Origin of the sequence: Streptococcus mitis (genome assembly GCF_946190335.1) — a bacterium.
GTDB classification, from domain to species: Bacteria; Bacillota; Bacilli; order Lactobacillales; family Streptococcaceae; genus Streptococcus; species Streptococcus mitis_CH.
Genome location: NZ_CAMHZN010000001.1, coordinates 360635 through 378199, shown reverse-complemented (window position 1 = coordinate 378199; position 17565 = coordinate 360635). Strand labels below are relative to the sequence as shown.

The 17565-nt window shown below is 36.9% G+C and carries 17 protein-coding genes, 1 pseudogene and 1 other annotated feature; of the genes and pseudogenes, 17 read left to right on the top strand and 1 reads right to left on the bottom strand.

Going from position 1 to position 17565, the window contains the following annotated elements; translation table 11 throughout:
* The first annotated feature begins 32 nt into the window (after window positions 1–32).
* The 13 genes and pseudogenes from N8O43_RS01985 to N8O43_RS01925 all read left to right on the top strand — a co-directional run bounded on the left by N8O43_RS01985 (window position 33) and on the right by N8O43_RS01925 (window position 12213).
* A complete protein-coding gene (locus tag N8O43_RS01985) occupies window positions 33–1757 on the top strand; it encodes an ABC transporter ATP-binding protein (RefSeq protein WP_049487262.1) in 1725 nt (574 codons plus the stop codon).
* A gap of 1 nt (window position 1758) precedes the next feature.
* The gene (locus N8O43_RS01980) at window positions 1759–3507 is read left to right on the top strand and encodes an ABC transporter ATP-binding protein (RefSeq protein WP_261089251.1); all 1749 of its coding nucleotides are present in this window, start codon (window positions 1759–1761) and stop codon (window positions 3505–3507) included.
* 114 nt (window positions 3508–3621) lie between these two features.
* Entirely contained in the window at window positions 3622–4881 is a 1260-nt protein-coding gene (locus N8O43_RS01975) for a TRZ/ATZ family protein (RefSeq protein WP_261089249.1), read from the top strand.
* Between the two features lie 76 nt (window positions 4882–4957).
* Window positions 4958–5093 (top strand) — a sequence feature (ribosomal protein L10 leader region).
* 38 nt (window positions 5094–5131) lie between these two features.
* Entirely contained in the window at window positions 5132–5632 is a 501-nt protein-coding gene (gene rplJ / locus N8O43_RS01970) for a 50S ribosomal protein L10 (protein WP_001287278.1), read from the top strand.
* Between the two features lie 72 nt (window positions 5633–5704).
* Window positions 5705–6073 (top strand): 50S ribosomal protein L7/L12, encoded by a 369-nt coding sequence (gene rplL / locus N8O43_RS01965; RefSeq protein ID WP_001196965.1) that lies wholly within the window; start codon window positions 5705–5707, stop codon window positions 6071–6073.
* A 201-nt stretch (window positions 6074–6274) separates the two neighbouring features.
* Window positions 6275–6406: a hypothetical protein gene (locus N8O43_RS01960; protein ID WP_080976406.1), complete on the top strand. Its 132-nt coding sequence runs from the start codon at window positions 6275–6277 to the stop codon at window positions 6404–6406.
* A gap of 38 nt (window positions 6407–6444) precedes the next feature.
* Window positions 6445–6522: pseudogene (locus N8O43_RS01955) on the top strand (replication initiator protein A); the annotation flags it as partial.
* 611 nt (window positions 6523–7133) lie between these two features.
* Window positions 7134–7817 carry a response regulator transcription factor gene (locus N8O43_RS01950; RefSeq protein WP_024057852.1) on the top strand — a complete coding sequence of 228 codons (684 nt, stop codon included), beginning with the start codon at window positions 7134–7136 and terminating at the stop codon, window positions 7815–7817.
* A complete protein-coding gene (locus tag N8O43_RS01945) occupies window positions 7810–9153 on the top strand; it encodes a sensor histidine kinase (RefSeq protein ID WP_261089246.1) in 1344 nt (447 codons plus the stop codon). Before N8O43_RS01950 ends, N8O43_RS01945 begins: the two co-directional genes overlap by 8 nt.
* Before the next feature lie 171 nt (window positions 9154–9324).
* Window positions 9325–10011, top strand: a complete 687-nt coding sequence (locus tag N8O43_RS01940; RefSeq protein WP_084926488.1) for an ABC transporter ATP-binding protein — start codon at window positions 9325–9327, stop codon at window positions 10009–10011.
* Entirely contained in the window at window positions 10008–10748 is a 741-nt protein-coding gene (locus N8O43_RS01935; RefSeq protein WP_024056656.1) for a lantibiotic immunity ABC transporter MutE/EpiE family permease subunit, read from the top strand. The genes N8O43_RS01940 and N8O43_RS01935 overlap by 4 nt, the downstream gene beginning before the upstream one ends.
* The gene (locus N8O43_RS01930) at window positions 10726–11388 is read left to right on the top strand and encodes an ABC-2 family transporter permease (protein ID WP_261089245.1); all 663 of its coding nucleotides are present in this window, start codon (window positions 10726–10728) and stop codon (window positions 11386–11388) included. Before N8O43_RS01935 ends, N8O43_RS01930 begins: the two co-directional genes overlap by 23 nt.
* A 162-nt stretch (window positions 11389–11550) precedes the next feature.
* Complete coding sequence (locus tag N8O43_RS01925; RefSeq protein WP_049502159.1) at window positions 11551–12213, top strand: NisI/SpaI family lantibiotic immunity lipoprotein; 663 nt, start codon at window positions 11551–11553, stop codon at window positions 12211–12213.
* 211 nt (window positions 12214–12424) lie between these two features.
* Here the strand turns inward: N8O43_RS01925 and gdhA are convergent, their stop codons facing one another.
* Window positions 12425–13771 carry an NADP-specific glutamate dehydrogenase gene (gene gdhA / locus N8O43_RS01920; protein WP_050108763.1) on the bottom strand — a complete coding sequence of 449 codons (1347 nt, stop codon included), beginning with the start codon at window positions 13769–13771 and terminating at the stop codon, window positions 12425–12427.
* Window positions 13772–13999: 228 nt separating this feature from the next.
* Between gdhA and N8O43_RS01915 the strand changes: the two genes are divergently transcribed.
* The 4 genes from N8O43_RS01915 to N8O43_RS01900 all read left to right on the top strand — a co-directional run bounded on the left by N8O43_RS01915 (window position 14000) and on the right by N8O43_RS01900 (window position 17546).
* Window positions 14000–14935 carry a dihydroorotate oxidase gene (locus N8O43_RS01915; RefSeq protein ID WP_261089244.1) on the top strand — a complete coding sequence of 312 codons (936 nt, stop codon included), beginning with the start codon at window positions 14000–14002 and terminating at the stop codon, window positions 14933–14935.
* 32 nt (window positions 14936–14967) lie between these two features.
* Window positions 14968–16005 (top strand): DNA polymerase III subunit delta, encoded by a 1038-nt coding sequence (holA, locus tag N8O43_RS01910; RefSeq protein ID WP_261089243.1) that lies wholly within the window; start codon window positions 14968–14970, stop codon window positions 16003–16005.
* Between the two features lie 248 nt (window positions 16006–16253).
* A complete protein-coding gene (sodA, locus tag N8O43_RS01905; RefSeq protein WP_000974733.1) occupies window positions 16254–16859 on the top strand; it encodes a superoxide dismutase SodA in 606 nt (201 codons plus the stop codon).
* 156 nt (window positions 16860–17015) lie between these two features.
* A complete protein-coding gene (locus N8O43_RS01900) occupies window positions 17016–17546 on the top strand; it encodes a YutD family protein (protein ID WP_020901484.1) in 531 nt (176 codons plus the stop codon).
* Window positions 17547–17565: the final 19 nt, after the last annotated feature.

Genomic DNA, 17565 nt, shown 5'->3' with positions numbered 1-17565 from the left:
CTTCATTTCTAGAATACGAATAGAAGGGATTTATGAAACACCTATTATCTTACTTTAAACCCTACATCAAGGAATCAATTTTAGCACCCTTGTTCAAGTTGTTAGAAGCTGTTTTTGAGCTCTTGGTTCCCATGGTGATTGCTGGGATTGTTGACCAATCATTGCCCCAGAGAAATCAAGGTCATCTCTGGATGCAGATTGGTTTGCTCCTTATCTTTGCAGTAATTGGTGTTGTAGTGGCTTTAATAGCCCAGTTCTACTCAGCTAAGGCTGCGGTTGGATTTGCCAAAGGACTGACAGATGACCTTTATCGACATATTCTTTCCATGCCCAAGGACAGCAGAGACCGTTTGACAACTTCTAGTTTGGTGACTCGCTTGACTTCGGATACCTACCAGATTCAGACTGGGATCAATCAATTCTTGCGCCTCTTTTTGCGAGCACCTATTATCGTTTTTGGAGCCATTTTTATGGCCTATCGCATTTCAGCTGAGCTGACTTTCTGGTTCTTGGTCATGGTTGTCTTTTTGACCGTCGTCATTGTAGGCCTTTCTCGGTTAGTCAATCCTCTATACAGCAGTCTCAGAAAGAAAACGGACCAACTAGTTCAAGAAACGCGTCAGCAAATAGAAGGTATGCGCGTTATTCGTGCTTTTGGTCAAGAAAAACGAGAGTTACATATTTTTCAAACCCTTAACCAAGTCTATGCTAGATTACAAGAAAAGACAGGTTTCTGGTCTAGTTTATTAACCCCTTTGACCTATCTGATTGTTAATGGAACTCTCCTAGTCATTATCTGGCAGGGATATGTTTCAATTCAAGGAGGTTTACTCAGTCAAGGTGCTCTCATTGCCCTTATTAATTATCTACTACAGATCTTGGTGGAATTGGTCAAGCTTGCCATGCTGATCAATTCCCTCAACCAGTCCTATATCTCAGTCAAGCGAATCGAGGAAGTCTTTGCTGAGGCTCCAGAAGATATTCATTCAGAATTAGCACAAAAGCAAGCTACCAGTGATCAGGTTTTACAAGTTCAAGAACTGACCTTTAGCTATCCTGATGCGGCCAAGCCTTCTCTGAGAGACATTTCCTTTGATATGAAGCAAGGTCAAATCCTTGGTATCATTGGGGGAACGGGTTCTGGTAAATCAAGTTTGGTGCAACTCATCCTTGGCCTTTATCCAGCAGACAAGGGGAGCATTGACCTTTATCGAGATGGACGTAGTCCTCTTAATTTGGAGCAGTGGCGGTCTTGGATTGCCTATGTGTCCCAAAAGGTCGAACTCTTTAAAGGAACCATTCGTTCCAACTTGACTCTAGGTTTAGATCAAGAAGTAACTGACCAAGAACTCTGGCAGGCTTTGGAAATTGCGCAAGCAAAGGATTTTGTCAGTGATAAGGAAGAACTCTTAGATGCCTTAGTTGAGGCAGGAGGTCGAAATTTTTCAGGTGGACAAAAACAAAGGCTGTCTATTGCTCGCGCAGTCTTGCGCCAAGCTCCATTTCTCATCCTAGATGATGCGACTTCGGCCCTCGACACCATTACCGAGTCTAAGCTCTTGAAAGCTATCCGAGAAAATCTGCCAAATACAAGTTTAATCTTGATCTCTCAACGAACCTCGACTTTACAGATGGCTGACAAGATTCTCCTCTTGGAAAAAGGTGAGTTACTAGCTATCGGCAAGCACGAGGACTTGATGAAATCAAGTCAAGTCTATCGTGAAATCAATGCATCCCAACATGGAAAGGAGGGCTAGTATGAGACGACAAACTGCAAGTCAAACACTCTCACGTTTGGCTAAGGATTTAGCAAGCCATCCCTTCCTCCTTTTCCTAGCCTTTCTAGGAACTATTGCCCAAGTTGGCTTATCAATTTACCTACCTATCCTGATTGGACAGGTCATAGATCAAGTCATGGTAGCTGGTTCTTCACCAGTTTTTTGGCAGATTTTCATCCAGATGATCTTGCTAGTCATAGGAAATACACTGGTACAATGGGCCAATCCTCTTCTTTATAATCGTTTAATCTTCTCTTATACCAGAGACTTGCGAGAGCGAATCATCCATAAACTCCATCGTTTACCGATTGCTTTTGTGGATCGGCAAGGCAGTGGAGAAATGGTCAGTCGCGTAACCACTGACATCGAACAGTTGGCAGCTGGCTTGACCATGATTTTTAACCAATTTTTCATTGGTGTCTTGATGATTTTGGTTAGTATTCTAGCCATGCTTCAGATTCATCTCCTCATGACTCTCTTAGTCTTGCTGTTGACGCCACTATCCATGGTGATTTCACGATTCATTGCCAAACGCTCCTATCATCTATTTCAGAAGCAAACAGAGACAAGAGGGATTCAGACTCAGTTGATTGAAGAATCTCTTAGTCAGCAGAACATTATCCAGTCCTTTAATGCTCAAGAAGAGTTTATCCAAAGGCTGCGTGAGGCTAATGACAACTACGCAGGCTATTCGCAGTCGGCCATCTTTTATTCTTCAACGGTCAATCCTTCGACTCGCTTTGTCAACGCGCTCATTTACACTCTTCTTGCTGGAGTAGGAGCTTATCGTATCATGATGGGGTCCACCTTGACTATCGGACGTTTAGTGACTTTTTTGAATTACGTCCAACAGTACACCAAGCCCTTTAACGATATTTCTTCAGTGCTAGCTGAGTTGCAAAGTGCTCTCGCTTGCGCAGAGCGTGTTTATGGAGTCTTAGAGAGTCCTGAGGTAGCTGAAACAGGCAAAGCAGTCTTGACCAGTGACCAAGTTAAGGGAGCTATTTCCTTTAAACATGTCTCTTTTGGCTACAATCCTGAAAAGATTTTGATTAAGGATTTATCTATTGATATTCCAGCTGGTAGTAAGGTAGCTATTGTTGGTCCGACAGGTGCTGGGAAATCAACCCTTATTAATCTCCTCATGCGTTTTTATCCCATTAACTCGGGAGATATCTTGCTGGATGGGAAATCCATTTATGACTATAGTCGCGCCTCTTTACGCCAGCAGTTTGGTATGGTGCTCCAAGAAACCTGGCTCAAGCAAGGAACCATTCATGACAATATTTCCTTTGGAAATCCTAAAGCCAGTCGGGAGCAGGTGATTACTGCTGCCAAAGCAGCCAATGCAGACTTTTTCATCCAACAGTTGCCACAGGGTTACGATACCAAGTTGGAAAATGCTGGAGAATCTCTCTCTGCTGGTCAGGCCCAGCTTTTGACTATTGCCCGAGTTTTTCTGGCTATTCCAAAGATTCTTATCTTAGACGAAGCAACTTCATCCATCGATACGCGGACAGAAGTGCTGGTACAGGATGCCTTTGCTAAACTCATGAAGGGGCGCACAAGCTTTATCATTGCCCACCGCTTGTCAACCATTCAGGATGCGGATATGATTCTAGTCTTAGTGGATGGCGACATTGTTGAGTATGGGAACCATCAGAAACTCATGGCTCGAAAGGGCAAGTATTACCAAATGCAGCAAGCTACAGCTTTTAGCTCTGAATAAGCCATTCTAATTTCGAACTCTTATAGATAAAAAAGTTGCCTTCGGGTGACTTTTTTGTTACAATAGCTAGAAAAATTATTCACTGTAAATTGTCTTTTAGAAAAGGAGCCTAGAATGAAAGTCTATCAGCATGTAAATATCGTGACTTGTGATCAAGATTTCCATGTTTATCTAGATGGAATCTTAGCTGTTAAGGATTCTCAAATCGTCTATGTTGGTCAAGAGAAGTCAGAGATTTTAGAGCAAGCTGAGCAGATTATAGACTATCAGGGAGCCTGGATTATGCCGGGATTGGTCAATTGCCATACCCATTCTGCTATGACAGGCTTGCGAGGAATTCGGGATGACAGCAATCTCCATGAATGGCTCAATGACTATATTTGGCCTGCAGAAGCTGAGTTTACACCCGACATGACTACCAAGGCAGTTAAAGAAGCTCTGACAGAGATGCTCCAGTCAGGAACAACAACCTTTAATGATATGTATAATCCCAATGGTGTGGATATTGAGCGGATTTATCAGACAGTGAAAGATTCCAAGATGCGTTGTTATTTCTCGCCGACCCTCTTTTCTTCAGGGGCAGAAACAACTGCTGAGACCATTGCAAGAACTCGAGCAATTATTGAGGAAATTTTAGGATATGAAAATCCAAATTTCAAGGTTATGGTAGCACCACATTCTCCTTACAGCTGTAGTAGAGACTTGCTGGCAGAAAGCTTAGATATGGCAAAAGAGTTGAATATTCCTATCCATATCCATGTTGCGGAGACCAAGGAGGAGTCAGGAATTCTCCTGAAACGATACGGCAAACGTCCTCTAGCCTTTTTAGAAGAACTGGGTTACTTAAATCATCCATCTGTCTTTGCTCACGGGGTCGAATTAAACGAGAGAGAAATTGAACGTTTGGCAACTTCTCAAGTGGCTATCGCTCACAATCCTATCAGTAACCTCAAACTGGCCTCAGGAATCGCTCCAATCATCCAACTCCAAAAAGCGGGAGTGGCAGTAGGAATTGCGACAGATTCAGTTGCTTCCAACAACAATCTAGATATGTTTGAGGAAGGAAGAACTGCAGCCCTTCTTCAGAAAATGAAGAGTGGAGATGCCAGCCAATTTCCTATCGAAACAGTTCTCAAGGCACTGACAATCGAAGGGGCTAAGGTTCTAGGAATGGAAAATCAGATAGGAAGTCTAGAAGTTGGTAAACAGGCAGATTTTCTCGTTATTCAACCACAAGGGAAAATCCATCTTCAACCCCAAGAAAATATGCTTTCTCATCTGGTTTATGCAGTTAAATCTAGTGATGTAGATGATGTTTATATTGCCGGAGAACAGGTTGTTAAGCAAGGTCAAGTACTGACAGTAGAACTTTAAAAGAAAAATCACGAAAAAATTTTAAAAAAAGTTTGCAAAAATCTTGCATTCTTTTTTTGACTATGCTATACTTGTATACGGTTTGAAAAAACTGCCTAAGACAGTAGGGGAGCTCGACTCATAAATATCCTACCGAGGACAAGACGTATCATGTAAAAAGAAGCGTATTGTACTTTCGTGTCTAGGTTTGGGCGCGTTTTTCTTTTGGAAAAATTCCCCAAGCAAAATAATAACGGAGGTGAACACACTAATGAGTGAAGCAATTATTGCTAAAAAAGCGGAACTAGTTGACGTAGTAGCTGAAAAAATGAAAGCTGCTGCATCTATCGTCGTTGTAGACGCTCGTGGTTTGACAGTTGAGCAAGATACAGTTCTTCGTCGTGAGCTTCGTGGAAGCGAAGTTGAGTATAAAGTGATTAAAAACTCAATCTTGCGTCGTGCAGCTGAAAAAGCTGGTCTTGAAGATCTTGCATCTGTATTTGTTGGACCATCTGCAGTAGCATTTTCTAACGAAGATGTTATCGCACCAGCGAAAATCTTGAACGACTTTTCTAAAAACGCTGAAGCACTTGAAATCAAAGGTGGTGCAATCGAAGGCGCTGTCGCATCTAAAGAAGAGATTCTTGCACTTGCAACTCTTCCAAACCGCGAAGGACTTCTTTCTATGCTCCTTTCTGTACTTCAAGCGCCAGTGCGCAACGTTGCTCTTGCAGTCAAAGCGGTTGCAGAAAGCAAAGAAGACGCAGCTTAATCTTAAGCTACGCAGCGTAGCCTAGCTACGAAAATCTATTATAAATTTAAAACATATTTGGAGGAAATAACAATGGCATTGAACATTGAAAACATTATTGCTGAAATTAAAGAAGCTTCAATCCTTGAATTGAACGACCTTGTAAAAGCTATCGAAGAAGAATTTGGTGTAACTGCAGCTGCTCCTGTAGCTGTTGCTGCAGCTGGTGCTGCTGACGCTGGTGCTGCTAAAGATTCATTCGACGTTGAATTGACATCTGCAGGCGACAAAAAAGTTGGCGTTATCAAAGTTGTACGTGAAATCACAGGTCTTGGACTTAAAGAAGCTAAAGAACTTGTTGACGGTGCACCAGCACTTGTTAAAGAAGGCGTTGCAACTGCAGAAGCTGAAGAAATCAAAGCTAAATTGGAAGAAGCTGGAGCTTCAGTTACTCTTAAATAAGAGGCATATACCAATTAGAATTCGGAATACTATAGTATCAGCCTTTTAGAATCGTGAACACATTTTAGAAACTGATAAATTAATTTAGTTTCCTACCAAAAACCCTACCAAAAATTAATTTGGCAGGGTTTTTCTTTTTAACAAATTTATCGTGGAGAACAGTTGAATATTGTTCTCCTTTTTTTATTTTCAGGAGGGAAAATGACAAAAGAATTACAATCATCACGCTATATTGTCATTTCATTTTTAGTACGTGAAATGAGAATTGATATTGTTGAAGCCATCTCTCGTATGGCTGAATTAGAAAAAAGTGGCTTGGTTCGATTGGAATAAAGTGGAGATTTAATACTCAAAGAACTTGGAGGGGCGCTATGAAACGAATTACCGCAAATCAATACCAAACTTCAGAACGGTATTATAAATTACCTAAAATTCTTTTTGAGAATGAGGAGGATAGGAATACTCAACCTATCTTGAAAAGAAAAGTTGAAAAGGTCACATTTCTTTATCATTTTTAACCTTGCTTTACTTGTCTTGGCAGGCTGGGCTGGGCATAAGTGGAAGAAGGGATAGAAAATAATCTGAACAAGTTCAAAACGTATTCCGTTTTTTTAGGACATGAAAAATTTTAGAAATTGATTCTTTCTTAAATTTGAATTTCACTAGTAGTGTAAAGATGATTTTTTCTCTGAATAAAATCTGAATTTTCTCTGATACAATCTCAAATGTCAAGGTTCAATAATTGTTGCTTCAGTAGGTGATGAGGGTCTAGATTAAAATAATCAAGAAGCATTGAAACATTACGTTGGAGAACTTAAGGGGGAGGATTATTCACATATAGATGGGAAAGTTATGGTTATTTCTGCTGGATAAGAAATGATATTGATGGCACTCAAATTATATTATTAAATATTACGAATTTTGTTCAAGATAGTGTAAAATAGATTTATACTAGTTTCTAAAAATTTAATTTACATTACAAACTGATGTATTGAGACTATTCTTTGTCAGAAATACGGAGCATTGCAGGTAGTTCTCTAAAATTTTTTGAGGTGATAGAATGTATAAGATATTAGTTGTAGATGACGATTTTGAAATTTTGAAATTGATGCGAACTATTTTAGAGATGAAAAACTATCAGGTAACGACGTATCAAGAAGTGACTGCACCAATCAATATTAATAATTTCAAAGGATTTGATTTGATTTTATTAGATGTAATGATGCCTAATATAGATGGTATGCAAATTTGTAAGCAGATTAGAAATAAAGTAAGCTCCCCTATTATTTTTGTTAGTGCAAAAGACACCGAAGATGATATAGTATCAGGATTGAATTTAGGAGGAGATGACTATATTACAAAACCTTTCAGCATCAATCAATTAATTGCTAAAGTTGCTGCAAATCTCAAACGAGAAGAACGATACAAACAAGGTGAATTAAGTAATCAAATTGTTCGAGAATTATCTCCAATAACGATTTATTTACAAGAAAAAATTGTTTGTATTAATGGAGATAGTCTTGCCTTTACAAGTAGAGAATATGATATCATAGAGCTATTATCTAGCAATCCAAGAAAAATTTTTACTGTACAAGATATATATGAAAACGTTTATGATGATGATGCTGAAACCCTCTTTCGTTCAATATCTGAGTATATCTATCAAATAAGATTAAAATTCTCATCCTATGGAATTAATCCTATAAAAACAGTTAGAGGTATGGGATACAAGTGGCATGATTAAGAAGAATAGTACAATTAGAGGACGTATAATAAGGACTGTTTTAGAACTAGTAACAGGTACGTTACTGAGTATACTTTTATTTTTTATATTTACTTATTTACTTGTTTTTACAGGACAATTAAATGTATACGACTCTAAAATTGAAATTTCAGTGAGTGATACCAGCAATTTCAGTGATGTAGTTCAATCAATGAATAACTCTATATTTGACTATGTTGTATTTAATCGCAAGACAGGTACAATTGAAGAGGGTAATTATCAAAAAAAGGATTTGCCTGCCTATCGAGAAGTTTTTGATAAAAATGAATCTGTAAGTAATAGTGAGGTGTATTATGGGTATTATGCTAATTCAGAGATTGTACTTACTGTCAGGCAACCCATGATACCTGAGTTTGTTAATCCGAATTTGCGTCACATTTCATTTAATCTATTTTCTTATTTATTTTTCTTCGTTTTCGAAACGATTTTACTCATTTGGTCACTTACAAGATTAATAAAAGAATTTTCAAAAAATTTTCTACTTATACAAAAAAAAGCTTTAAACATGGGGCAGTTAACATTTAAAGAAAAAAACATTCCCGCTCAAATACAAGAGTTCGATGAAATTCTCTCTGTATTATATCAAAAGGACGACGAGTTAACTAATTTACTCAAATCAGAGAGAAGGGAGAAGGAAGATTTATCTTTTCAAGTTGGTGCATTAGCTCATGATGTAAAAACTCCTTTAACAGTACTAAAGGGAAATTTAGAGTTGCTTGAATTAACTAACCTGACTGATCAACAGAAGGAATTTACTCAGTCAATGAATAACAGTATAGTGATTTTTGAAAGATACTTTAGTTCAATGATTGATTATTCAAGATTACTAATTGAAGATAAAGATTATGGGGAACAGATATATTTACCTGATTTTTTAAGTGATCTGTCAGTAGAGGCGAAATCTGTAATGAATAATGCAAAGGTTGATTTCAAAATTATTAATACTACAAAATTAATGTTTTTTAAGGGAAATCGTTTTAATTTAAATAGGGCATTAATTAATATTTTAGCAAATGCAGCAAGATATAGTTCTGGAGAAAAAAAAGTTACTCTTACTATCATTGAGGAAACAGAGTATATTAATTTTGGAGTGTGGAACAATGGTCTCCCTTTTACTGAACAGTCCTTATTAAATGCAGATAAGTTATTTTATACTGAGAATAAAGGTAGGAATAATAAGCACTATGGTTTAGGGTTAGCATTTGCTAAACAAGTTGCAACTAGACATTTTGGAGAATTGTTTTTATCAAATCCAGATAGAGGTGGTGCTCAAGTGACGTTGCTTATTAAAAAATAATTCTATAGGGATATACTAGATAGCTTCCATATAATAGTTATGTATATAAAAATAGATAATCTTCTAAATTGAGGAATATCTATTTTTTTATTTTTTAAAATTGAAAAGTCTGAACAAATTTTGAAAAATAAAGTGTAACATACAAGTATAAAACAAGGAGGAATTATAGTTATGAATATACAAGTTCAAAAACTTAGAAAATCATATAAGGATAGAGAAGTGCTGAAAAATATTTCTTTTGAAATAAAAGAGGGAAGTATTTGTGGATTATTAGGTATCAATGGTGCTGGAAAATCAACAATTATGAAGATTATTTTTGGTCTTGAAAACGCTGATAGTGGTACGGTTATTTTTAATGGGGGAAAAAATGCGGGCATATATGAGATTGGAGCGCTTATTGAAACTCCTGCTATCTATATGAACTTATCTGCATTTGATAACTTAAAAACTAGAGCATTGTTATATGACATTTCTGACGAACGAATTAATGAAGTATTAAACTTGATTGGGCTATCTAATACGGGAAAGAAAAAAGCAGGGAGCTTTTCTTTAGGTATGAAACAACGTTTGGGATTAGGCATGGCAATAATTACTAGTCCAGATTTGCTCATTTTGGATGAACCTACCAATGGATTAGATCCAAATGGTATAAAGGAATTATTGAATTTAATGATTTCTTTAAAGAAATCAGGAATGACAATTCTTTTATCTAGCCATCAACTGTATGAAGTTAGTAAAGTGGCAGATAAAATTGTTATTTTACATGATGGTCAAATTTTTTACGACGGTTCGAATGTTCAAAGTGATGATTTAGAATCTTTATTTTTTAGAATTGTTCATGGAGGTGACGCAATATGATAAAAATATTTAAATCAGAATGGTTAAAACAGCGAAAAAATACATCCAAAAAATTCTTGATAATAGCTCCTGGCTTGTCGATTTTAATAGCTATATTACTTGTTGGACCGAGTATTATAGAAAGTTTTTCAATATATTGGTGGGAAGCCGTCTTTTTGTATACACTTATTGGATTGTTGTTTTTATATGATTATAAAGCAGAAGAAGCTGCAGGAAACTTCCAGAATATATACTTTCGAAATGATAGCATAAAAATATATATCGTAAAGATACTTTTAAAATTAAAAGATTTACTCATTTCTAACGTATGGTTTTTAGCTATATTATTATTTACAAGTAATTTTTTGTATGCCGACTTAATATCATTGAATATAATTGGTGACTTAATTTGTTTAGTACTTATTTCGATAACATCCATATGGGTATTGCCACTCTTGTATCTATTTTCGAAATGGATCAATCCCTATATCCTAGTATCTATTAACTCCTTGATTTGTTTTTTGGTTGCACCTTTTATCGCTCAAAGTAGCTTTTGGTTCTTCTTTCCTTTTACATATCATTATAAAATTGCTTATAGTCTTATGTATATAAAACCGTCAGGAGATTTAGATTTAACAAATCATGTAACAGACGTTAAAATGGTAGTATTTGCCGTATTTCTATCATTGATTCTATTTATTGTTTCTTTGTTAATGTTAAATTGGAGGTTAAGTAATGATCCAATTGCTAAAAAGTGAAATGATTAAATTTAAAGGTTCGTATCAACTATACATTATTTTGATTTTGTCTACTATACAACTATTGACAATTCCAATTTACATATTATCTGTAAATAACACAATTGTATTGGAAAATATTATCTTTTTACCCATGTTAGGCTATTGTATGATAACTACGATAATCACTTTATTAGTATCTGAACAAGAAATCAATGCTAATAATTATCAGAATATTAGGAGCGGGAGAAATATATCTAGTATATGGGGAGCGAAACTTTTTGTGTTAGATTTACTATTATCTTTACTCACTATTCCTTTATGGGTAGTTGTAGGTATAGAGTTAGAACACTTTTCATATTATTTTTACGTAGGAATAGTTAGTTGGTTATTACTAATATTGCTAAATCATTTCCACATGCTATTGACATTGTTTATTGCGAAAGGTGGAAATTTATTTTTAGCCGTTGTAGAAAGTTTATTTATATTATTTGCAACAAATAAAGTTTTTCTTAATATTTTTTGGATTCCAGTAATTTTGCCAGTTAATATAATTTTAGAAAATAATTTTAGAAGCACAACCTATTTATTGTCTTTAATTTTTTATGTTGTATTATTGTTTGTTGCTAATTTAGTAGTTGTAAGCAGAAAAGGTGTTTAATTATATACTATGATTGAAATGAAGGGAGTGTTAAATTTTTGGATGGAAGTTTGGGAATTGTTTTGACTTTACTTCATATCCAAAATAAGTCTGTAAAGACATATTGGAGAGAGGCGTTATTGATTTTTGATAATTTAACTATAGAAAATTAGGAGGAGAACTATGAAATTCAAAAAGATCTATCTTTCCGTAATTTTTTTCTTAAGTTTACTTGGATTGACTGGATGCACATATGAGAAGTATGATGTTAAATTTCTCGACTCAAGTTATAATCGATTTGATTATAAAGGAGAGCATTATGGTGTAACTAATCAATTAATTTTATATGAAGATATTGAAAGTAAAGTAAGCAATCATTATGATATTTATGAAATATCTTACGATGATTCCAATGATGAAATAAAGAATGATTTGTTGGAGATTGGTGACTTATATCAAACCAAGAATAGAGAATTTGCCATAAAAATTGATAGTACTTTCTATAAATGTAAACTACTTGATAATATTTCTAAAGAAGAACTTATAAAAGTTTCTGACTTATTTAATGTTCGCTTAGTAGGAGAATTTGCTATCAATGAGCAAGAAGCCAGAGAGTTGAAGATAGGGGAACAATTATTTACAATTACTGAAGAAATTATTCCAAAAGAAGAGCTTAGTGCTACAGTTGCTAACTTAGATAATCAAGTGAAGTCAGTCACTAGATTATCAGGGGAGCACGAAAGTTGGAAATATGGAGAAATTTGTTCTTTAAAAAATCAGTCTATCCACGAGAAAGTAGCAGTTAAATTGAATGGAGAATATCATTTGGCTTTCTTAAGAAGTTAAACTGGGCAAAAAGTCTTTAAAAGAAAAAACGCCAAATAATAGAGCAACTACATTGTAGCTTAAAAACATGATTAAACCGCTATTCTTAGGAGTAGCGGTTTTTCTATTTTCTCCGAAATGGGATAAAATGGGGTAAGTAAGTAATTATCCAACTGTTTAATTCAAGCTAAAAATCCCCAATCGTAGCGATTGAGGATTAAGCAAATGAATCTTAAACAATACCTTGTGCAATCATGGCATTTGCTACATTTTCAAAGGCAGCAATGTTAGCTCCTGCAAGGTAGTCTTTATCAAGACCGTATGTTTCTGAAGTTGTTTTAGCTGTGTTGAAGATGTTTGTCATGATGTCTTTGAGACGTCCATCAACTTCTTCACGAGTCCATGAGAGGCGAAGGCTATTTTGGCTCATTTCAAGGGCTGAAACGGCTACACCACCGGCATTGGCAGCTTTAGCAGGTCCGTAGAAAATACCATTTTCTTTGTAAACTTTGATGGCATCAAGGTCGCTTGGCATGTTGGCACCTTCAGATACACAGATAACGCCTTGAGCAACCAAACGTTTAGCTGCCTCACCATTGATTTCGTTTTGAGTCGCACATGGAAGAGCGATGTCATAGTTTCCAGCGTAAGTCCATACAGAACCTTCATGATAAGTAGCAGTTGCTTTCTCAGCTGCATATTCAGTCAAACGAGCGCGACGTTTTTCTTTAACATCAACCAAAAGATCGAAGTCGATACCATTTTCATCGATGACATAACCATTTGAGTCAGATACAGAGATAACGGTTGCACCAAGTTCAGTTGCTTTTTGAAGAGCATATTGAGCAACGTTACCAGAACCTGAAATAACGACTTTCTTACCAGCAAAGCTGTTACCGTTAGCTTTGAGCATTTCTTCAGTGTAGTAAACCAAACCGTAACCAGTTGCTTCTGGACGAATCAAGCTACCACCAAATCCAAGAGGTTTACCAGTCAAAACACCAGCATCAAATTGGTTAAGACGTTTGTATTGACCGTAAAGATAACCAATCTCACGTCCACCAACACCGATATCACCAGCAGGTACGTCAAGTGATGGTCCGATGTGTTTTTGTAATTCAGTCATGAAGCTTTGGCAGAAGCGCATCACTTCAGCATCTGTTTTACCTTTAGGATCGAAGTCTGATCCACCTTTACCTCCACCGATAGGAAGACCAGTCAAGACGTTTTTAAAGATTTGTTCAAATCCGAGGAATTTCAAGATCCCTTGGTTTACAGTTGGGTGGAAACGAAGTCCGCCTTTGTATGGTCCAACAGCTGAGTTGAATTGAACACGGTAACCACGGTTTACTTGAATTTTTCCATCACGGTCAACCCAAGGAACACGGAAAGAAATCACGCGCTCTGGTTCAGTAATACGTGCCAAGATATTTTCTTCGATATACTCAGGGTGTTTTTCAAATACAGGTTCTAAAGTGTTGAAAAATTCTTCAACAGCTTGGAGGAATTCAGCCTCGTGCCCGTTACGAGCTTTCACAGTTTCAAACACGCTTTGGATATATTCTTTAGCAGATGTCATATCGTTCTCCTTAAATTCTAATTTAATTATGTGTGTCATTATAGCAGAATTTTTTTTAACTGTAAAGAGAAAAAACAAAAATTTTCTAAAAATTCTATCAATTTAGTTTTGAGACTTTTTGAAAATAGATAAAAAACGAACCTTTTTCTTGTAAATATCTTTCTCAAAGAGAAAATCTGAAAATATGGTATAATATTAGCAATAAAAGGAATCTGGAGGATTAGAATCATGGTATCAACGAAAACACAAATTGCTGGTTTTGAGTTTGACAATTGTTTGATGAATGCAGCAGGTGTGGCTTGTATGACGATAGCAGAGTTAGAAGGCGTTAAAAACTCAGCGGCAGGAACTTTTGTGACCAAGACAGCGACCTTGGACTTTCGTCAGGGGAATCCTGAGCCACGTTATCAAGATGTTCCACTTGGTTCTATCAACTCTATGGGCTTGCCAAATAATGGCTTAGACTATTATTTGGACTACCTTTTGGATCTGCAGGAAAAAGAGCCAAACCGAACTTTCTTCTTATCTCTAGTCGGCATGTCTCCAGAGGAAACCCATACTATCTTGAAAGAAGTCCAAGAGAGTGATTTTCGTGGTCTGACTGAGCTAAACCTCTCCTGCCCAAATGTTCCAGGAAAACCTCAGATTGCCTATGATTTTGAGACAACTGACCGGATTTTGGCAGAAGTATTTGTCTACTTCACCAAACCTCTTGGAATTAAATTGCCACCATATTTTGATATTGTTCACTTTGACCAAGCTGCAGCTATTTTCAATAAGTATCCTCTTAAGTTTGTCAACTGCGTCAACTCTATCGGAAACGGCCTTTATATAGAAGATGAGTCTGTCGTTATTCGTCCTAAAAATGGTTTTGGGGGCATTGGTGGCGAGTATATCAAACCGACTGCTTTGGCTAATGTTCATGCCTTCTACCAACGTCTCAATCCTCAAATCCAAATCATCGGAACAGGTGGCGTTTTGACTGGTCGTGATGCCTTTGAACATATCCTCTGTGGAGCGAGTATGGTGCAGGTAGGAACAACCCTTCACAAAGAGGGAGTTGGTGCTTTTGACCGCATTACTAATGAACTGAAAGCAATCATGGCGGAAAAAGGGTACGAAAGCCTAGAAGATTTCCGTGGGAAATTGCGCTATATCGATTAAATGAACTAAAAAGTTAGAAGAAAGGAGAGAAGATGCTAGCTATTGAAGAAAGCCAGAAGTTGACTTTATCAAATTTATCGAGCCTGAGCCTTTTTACAGGGACAGATCAGGGCCAGTTTGAAGTTATGAAGGGTCAAGTGTTGAAACAGATTGGTTATGATTCTGCTGACCTCAACTTTGCCTACTTTGATATGAAAGAAGTAGTTTACAAGGATGTGGAACTGGAGTTAGTCAGCCTTCCTTTCTTTGCGGATGAGAAAATCGTGATATTGGATCATTTTGTCGATATCACGACTGCTAAAAAGCGCTTTTTGACAGATGATGAGCTCAAGTCATTTGAGGAATACCTTGATAATCCTTCACCAACAACCAAGTTGTTAATCTTTGCAGAAGGAAAGCTGGATAGCAAAAGACGGTTGGTTAAATTACTGAAGCGTGATGCCAAGGTCTTTGATGCAGTAGAAGCCAAAGAACAAGAATTGCGTCAGTATTTCCAAAAGTGGAGCCAGAAACAAGGTCTGCAGTTTACCAACCATTCTTTTGAAAATCTACTCATCAAGTCGGGTTTTCAATTTAGTGAAATCCAGAAAAATCTCCTCTTTTTACAGTTCTATAAGGAAGACTCTGTTATCGAGGAAGAGGATATTGTTAACGCAATTCCCAAGACCTTACAGGACAATATTTTTGATTTAACTCAGTTTATTCTGACTAAAAAGATGGACCAGGCGCGCGACTTGGTCAGAGACTTGACCTTGCAAGGTGAAGATGAAATCAAACTGATTGCAGTCATGCTAGGGCAATTTCGGACTTTTACTCAAGTGAAAATTTTGTTGGAATCTGGCCAAACAGAATCGCAGATTGCAAGTAGTTTAGGTAGTTATCTGGGACGCAATCCTAATCCCTATCAAATCAAGTTTGCGTTGAGGGATTCACGAGGACTTTCCTTGAGCTTTTTGAAGCAAGCTATTTCCTATTTGATTGAGACAGACTATCAGATTAAAACAGGTCTTTATGAAAAAGATTTCCTTTTTGAAAAGGCACTCATACAGATTGCTAGTCAGGTAAATTGATACTCTTCGAAAATCAAATTCAAACCACGTCAACGTCGCCTTGCCGTACTCAAGTACAGCCTGCGGCTAGTTTCCTAGTTTGCTCTTTGATTTTCATTGAGTATGATATTATTTTGGAAACTACAACCCGCGTCAGGACTATCTTGTCGTGGGTTTCTTAGTGATTTGCTTATCTATAAGCAAAAAACTTGAAAAAAGTGATTGTTTGCGTTATCATTTTCATATAGAAAGAAAAAGAGGTATTACAGATGGCTATTATCTTACCAGATCTTCCATATGCATACGACGCTTTGGAACCATACATCGATGCGGAAACAATGCACTTGCACCATGACAAACACCATCAAACTTATGTCAACAATGCTAATGCAGCTCTTGAAAAACACCCTGAAATCGGTGAAGACCTTGAAGCCTTGCTTGCTGATGTAGAATCTATCCCAGCTGATATCCGTCAAGCGCTTATCAACAATGGTGGTGGACACTTGAACCACGCTCTTTTCTGGGAATTGATGACTCCTGAAAAAACAGCTCCATCAGCAGAACTTGCAGCAGCAATCGATGCAACATTTGGTTCATTTGAAGAATTCCAAGCAGCCTTCACTGCAGCAGCAACAACTCGTTTTGGTTCAGGATGGGCATGGTTGGTTGTCAACAAAGAAGGTAAACTTGAAGTGACTTCAACAGCAAACCAAGACACACCAATCTCAGAAGGCAAAAAACCAATCTTGGGCTTGGACGTTTGGGAACATGCTTACTATGTGAAATACCGCAACGTGCGTCCTGACTACATCAAAGCTTTCTTCTCAGTGATCAACTGGAACAAAGTAGATGAATTGTACGCAGCTGCTAAATAATGATAGTTGGAGGGAAGAATTGTTCTTCTCTTTTTAAGGTTATATTATTTTGGTCTGACAAAATCGTCAGACTTTTTTCATTTTTATGAGAAACGTGCTAACTGCTAGAAATTATGGTAGAATAAAGTATTAAGTAATCGTGGAAAAAGGATATCTATGCGAAAAGAAATTGCACCTGAATTATACAACTATAACAAGTTTCCTGGTCCTGAGTTTCATTTACATGGGGACAAGGTCGAAACGGAAGGGATAGCTTTTTCCTTGGTGGAAAATATCAAGGATGCCTTTGATGTGACGGCTTTTAATCAGCGTTTTTCAGAAGTCTTAACCAAGTTTGATTATATCGTGGGAGACTGGAGCAACGAACAGCTTCGCCTACGAGGTTTTTACAAGGATGATCGAACAGAAGAAAAACTTGAAAAAATCAGTCGTTTACAAGACTACCTTTTAGAGTATTGTAGTTATGGTTGTGCCTATTTTGTCCTAGAAAATGAAGCTCCTAAGCGAGCATCGTTTGACAAGAAAATACGTAAGAAGGAAGAAGAAACACCTTCTAGAAAAGGAAAGAAACCGGCTCAAACAAAACGAAAACCGAATGCAGATAAGAAAAATAGACGTCGTCAGAAAGACCAGCATTCTCAGAAAGAGGACAAGGGGCAACGTCATTTTGTCATTCGTCAGAAGTGAGTAGAGAATAAGGAGAAGA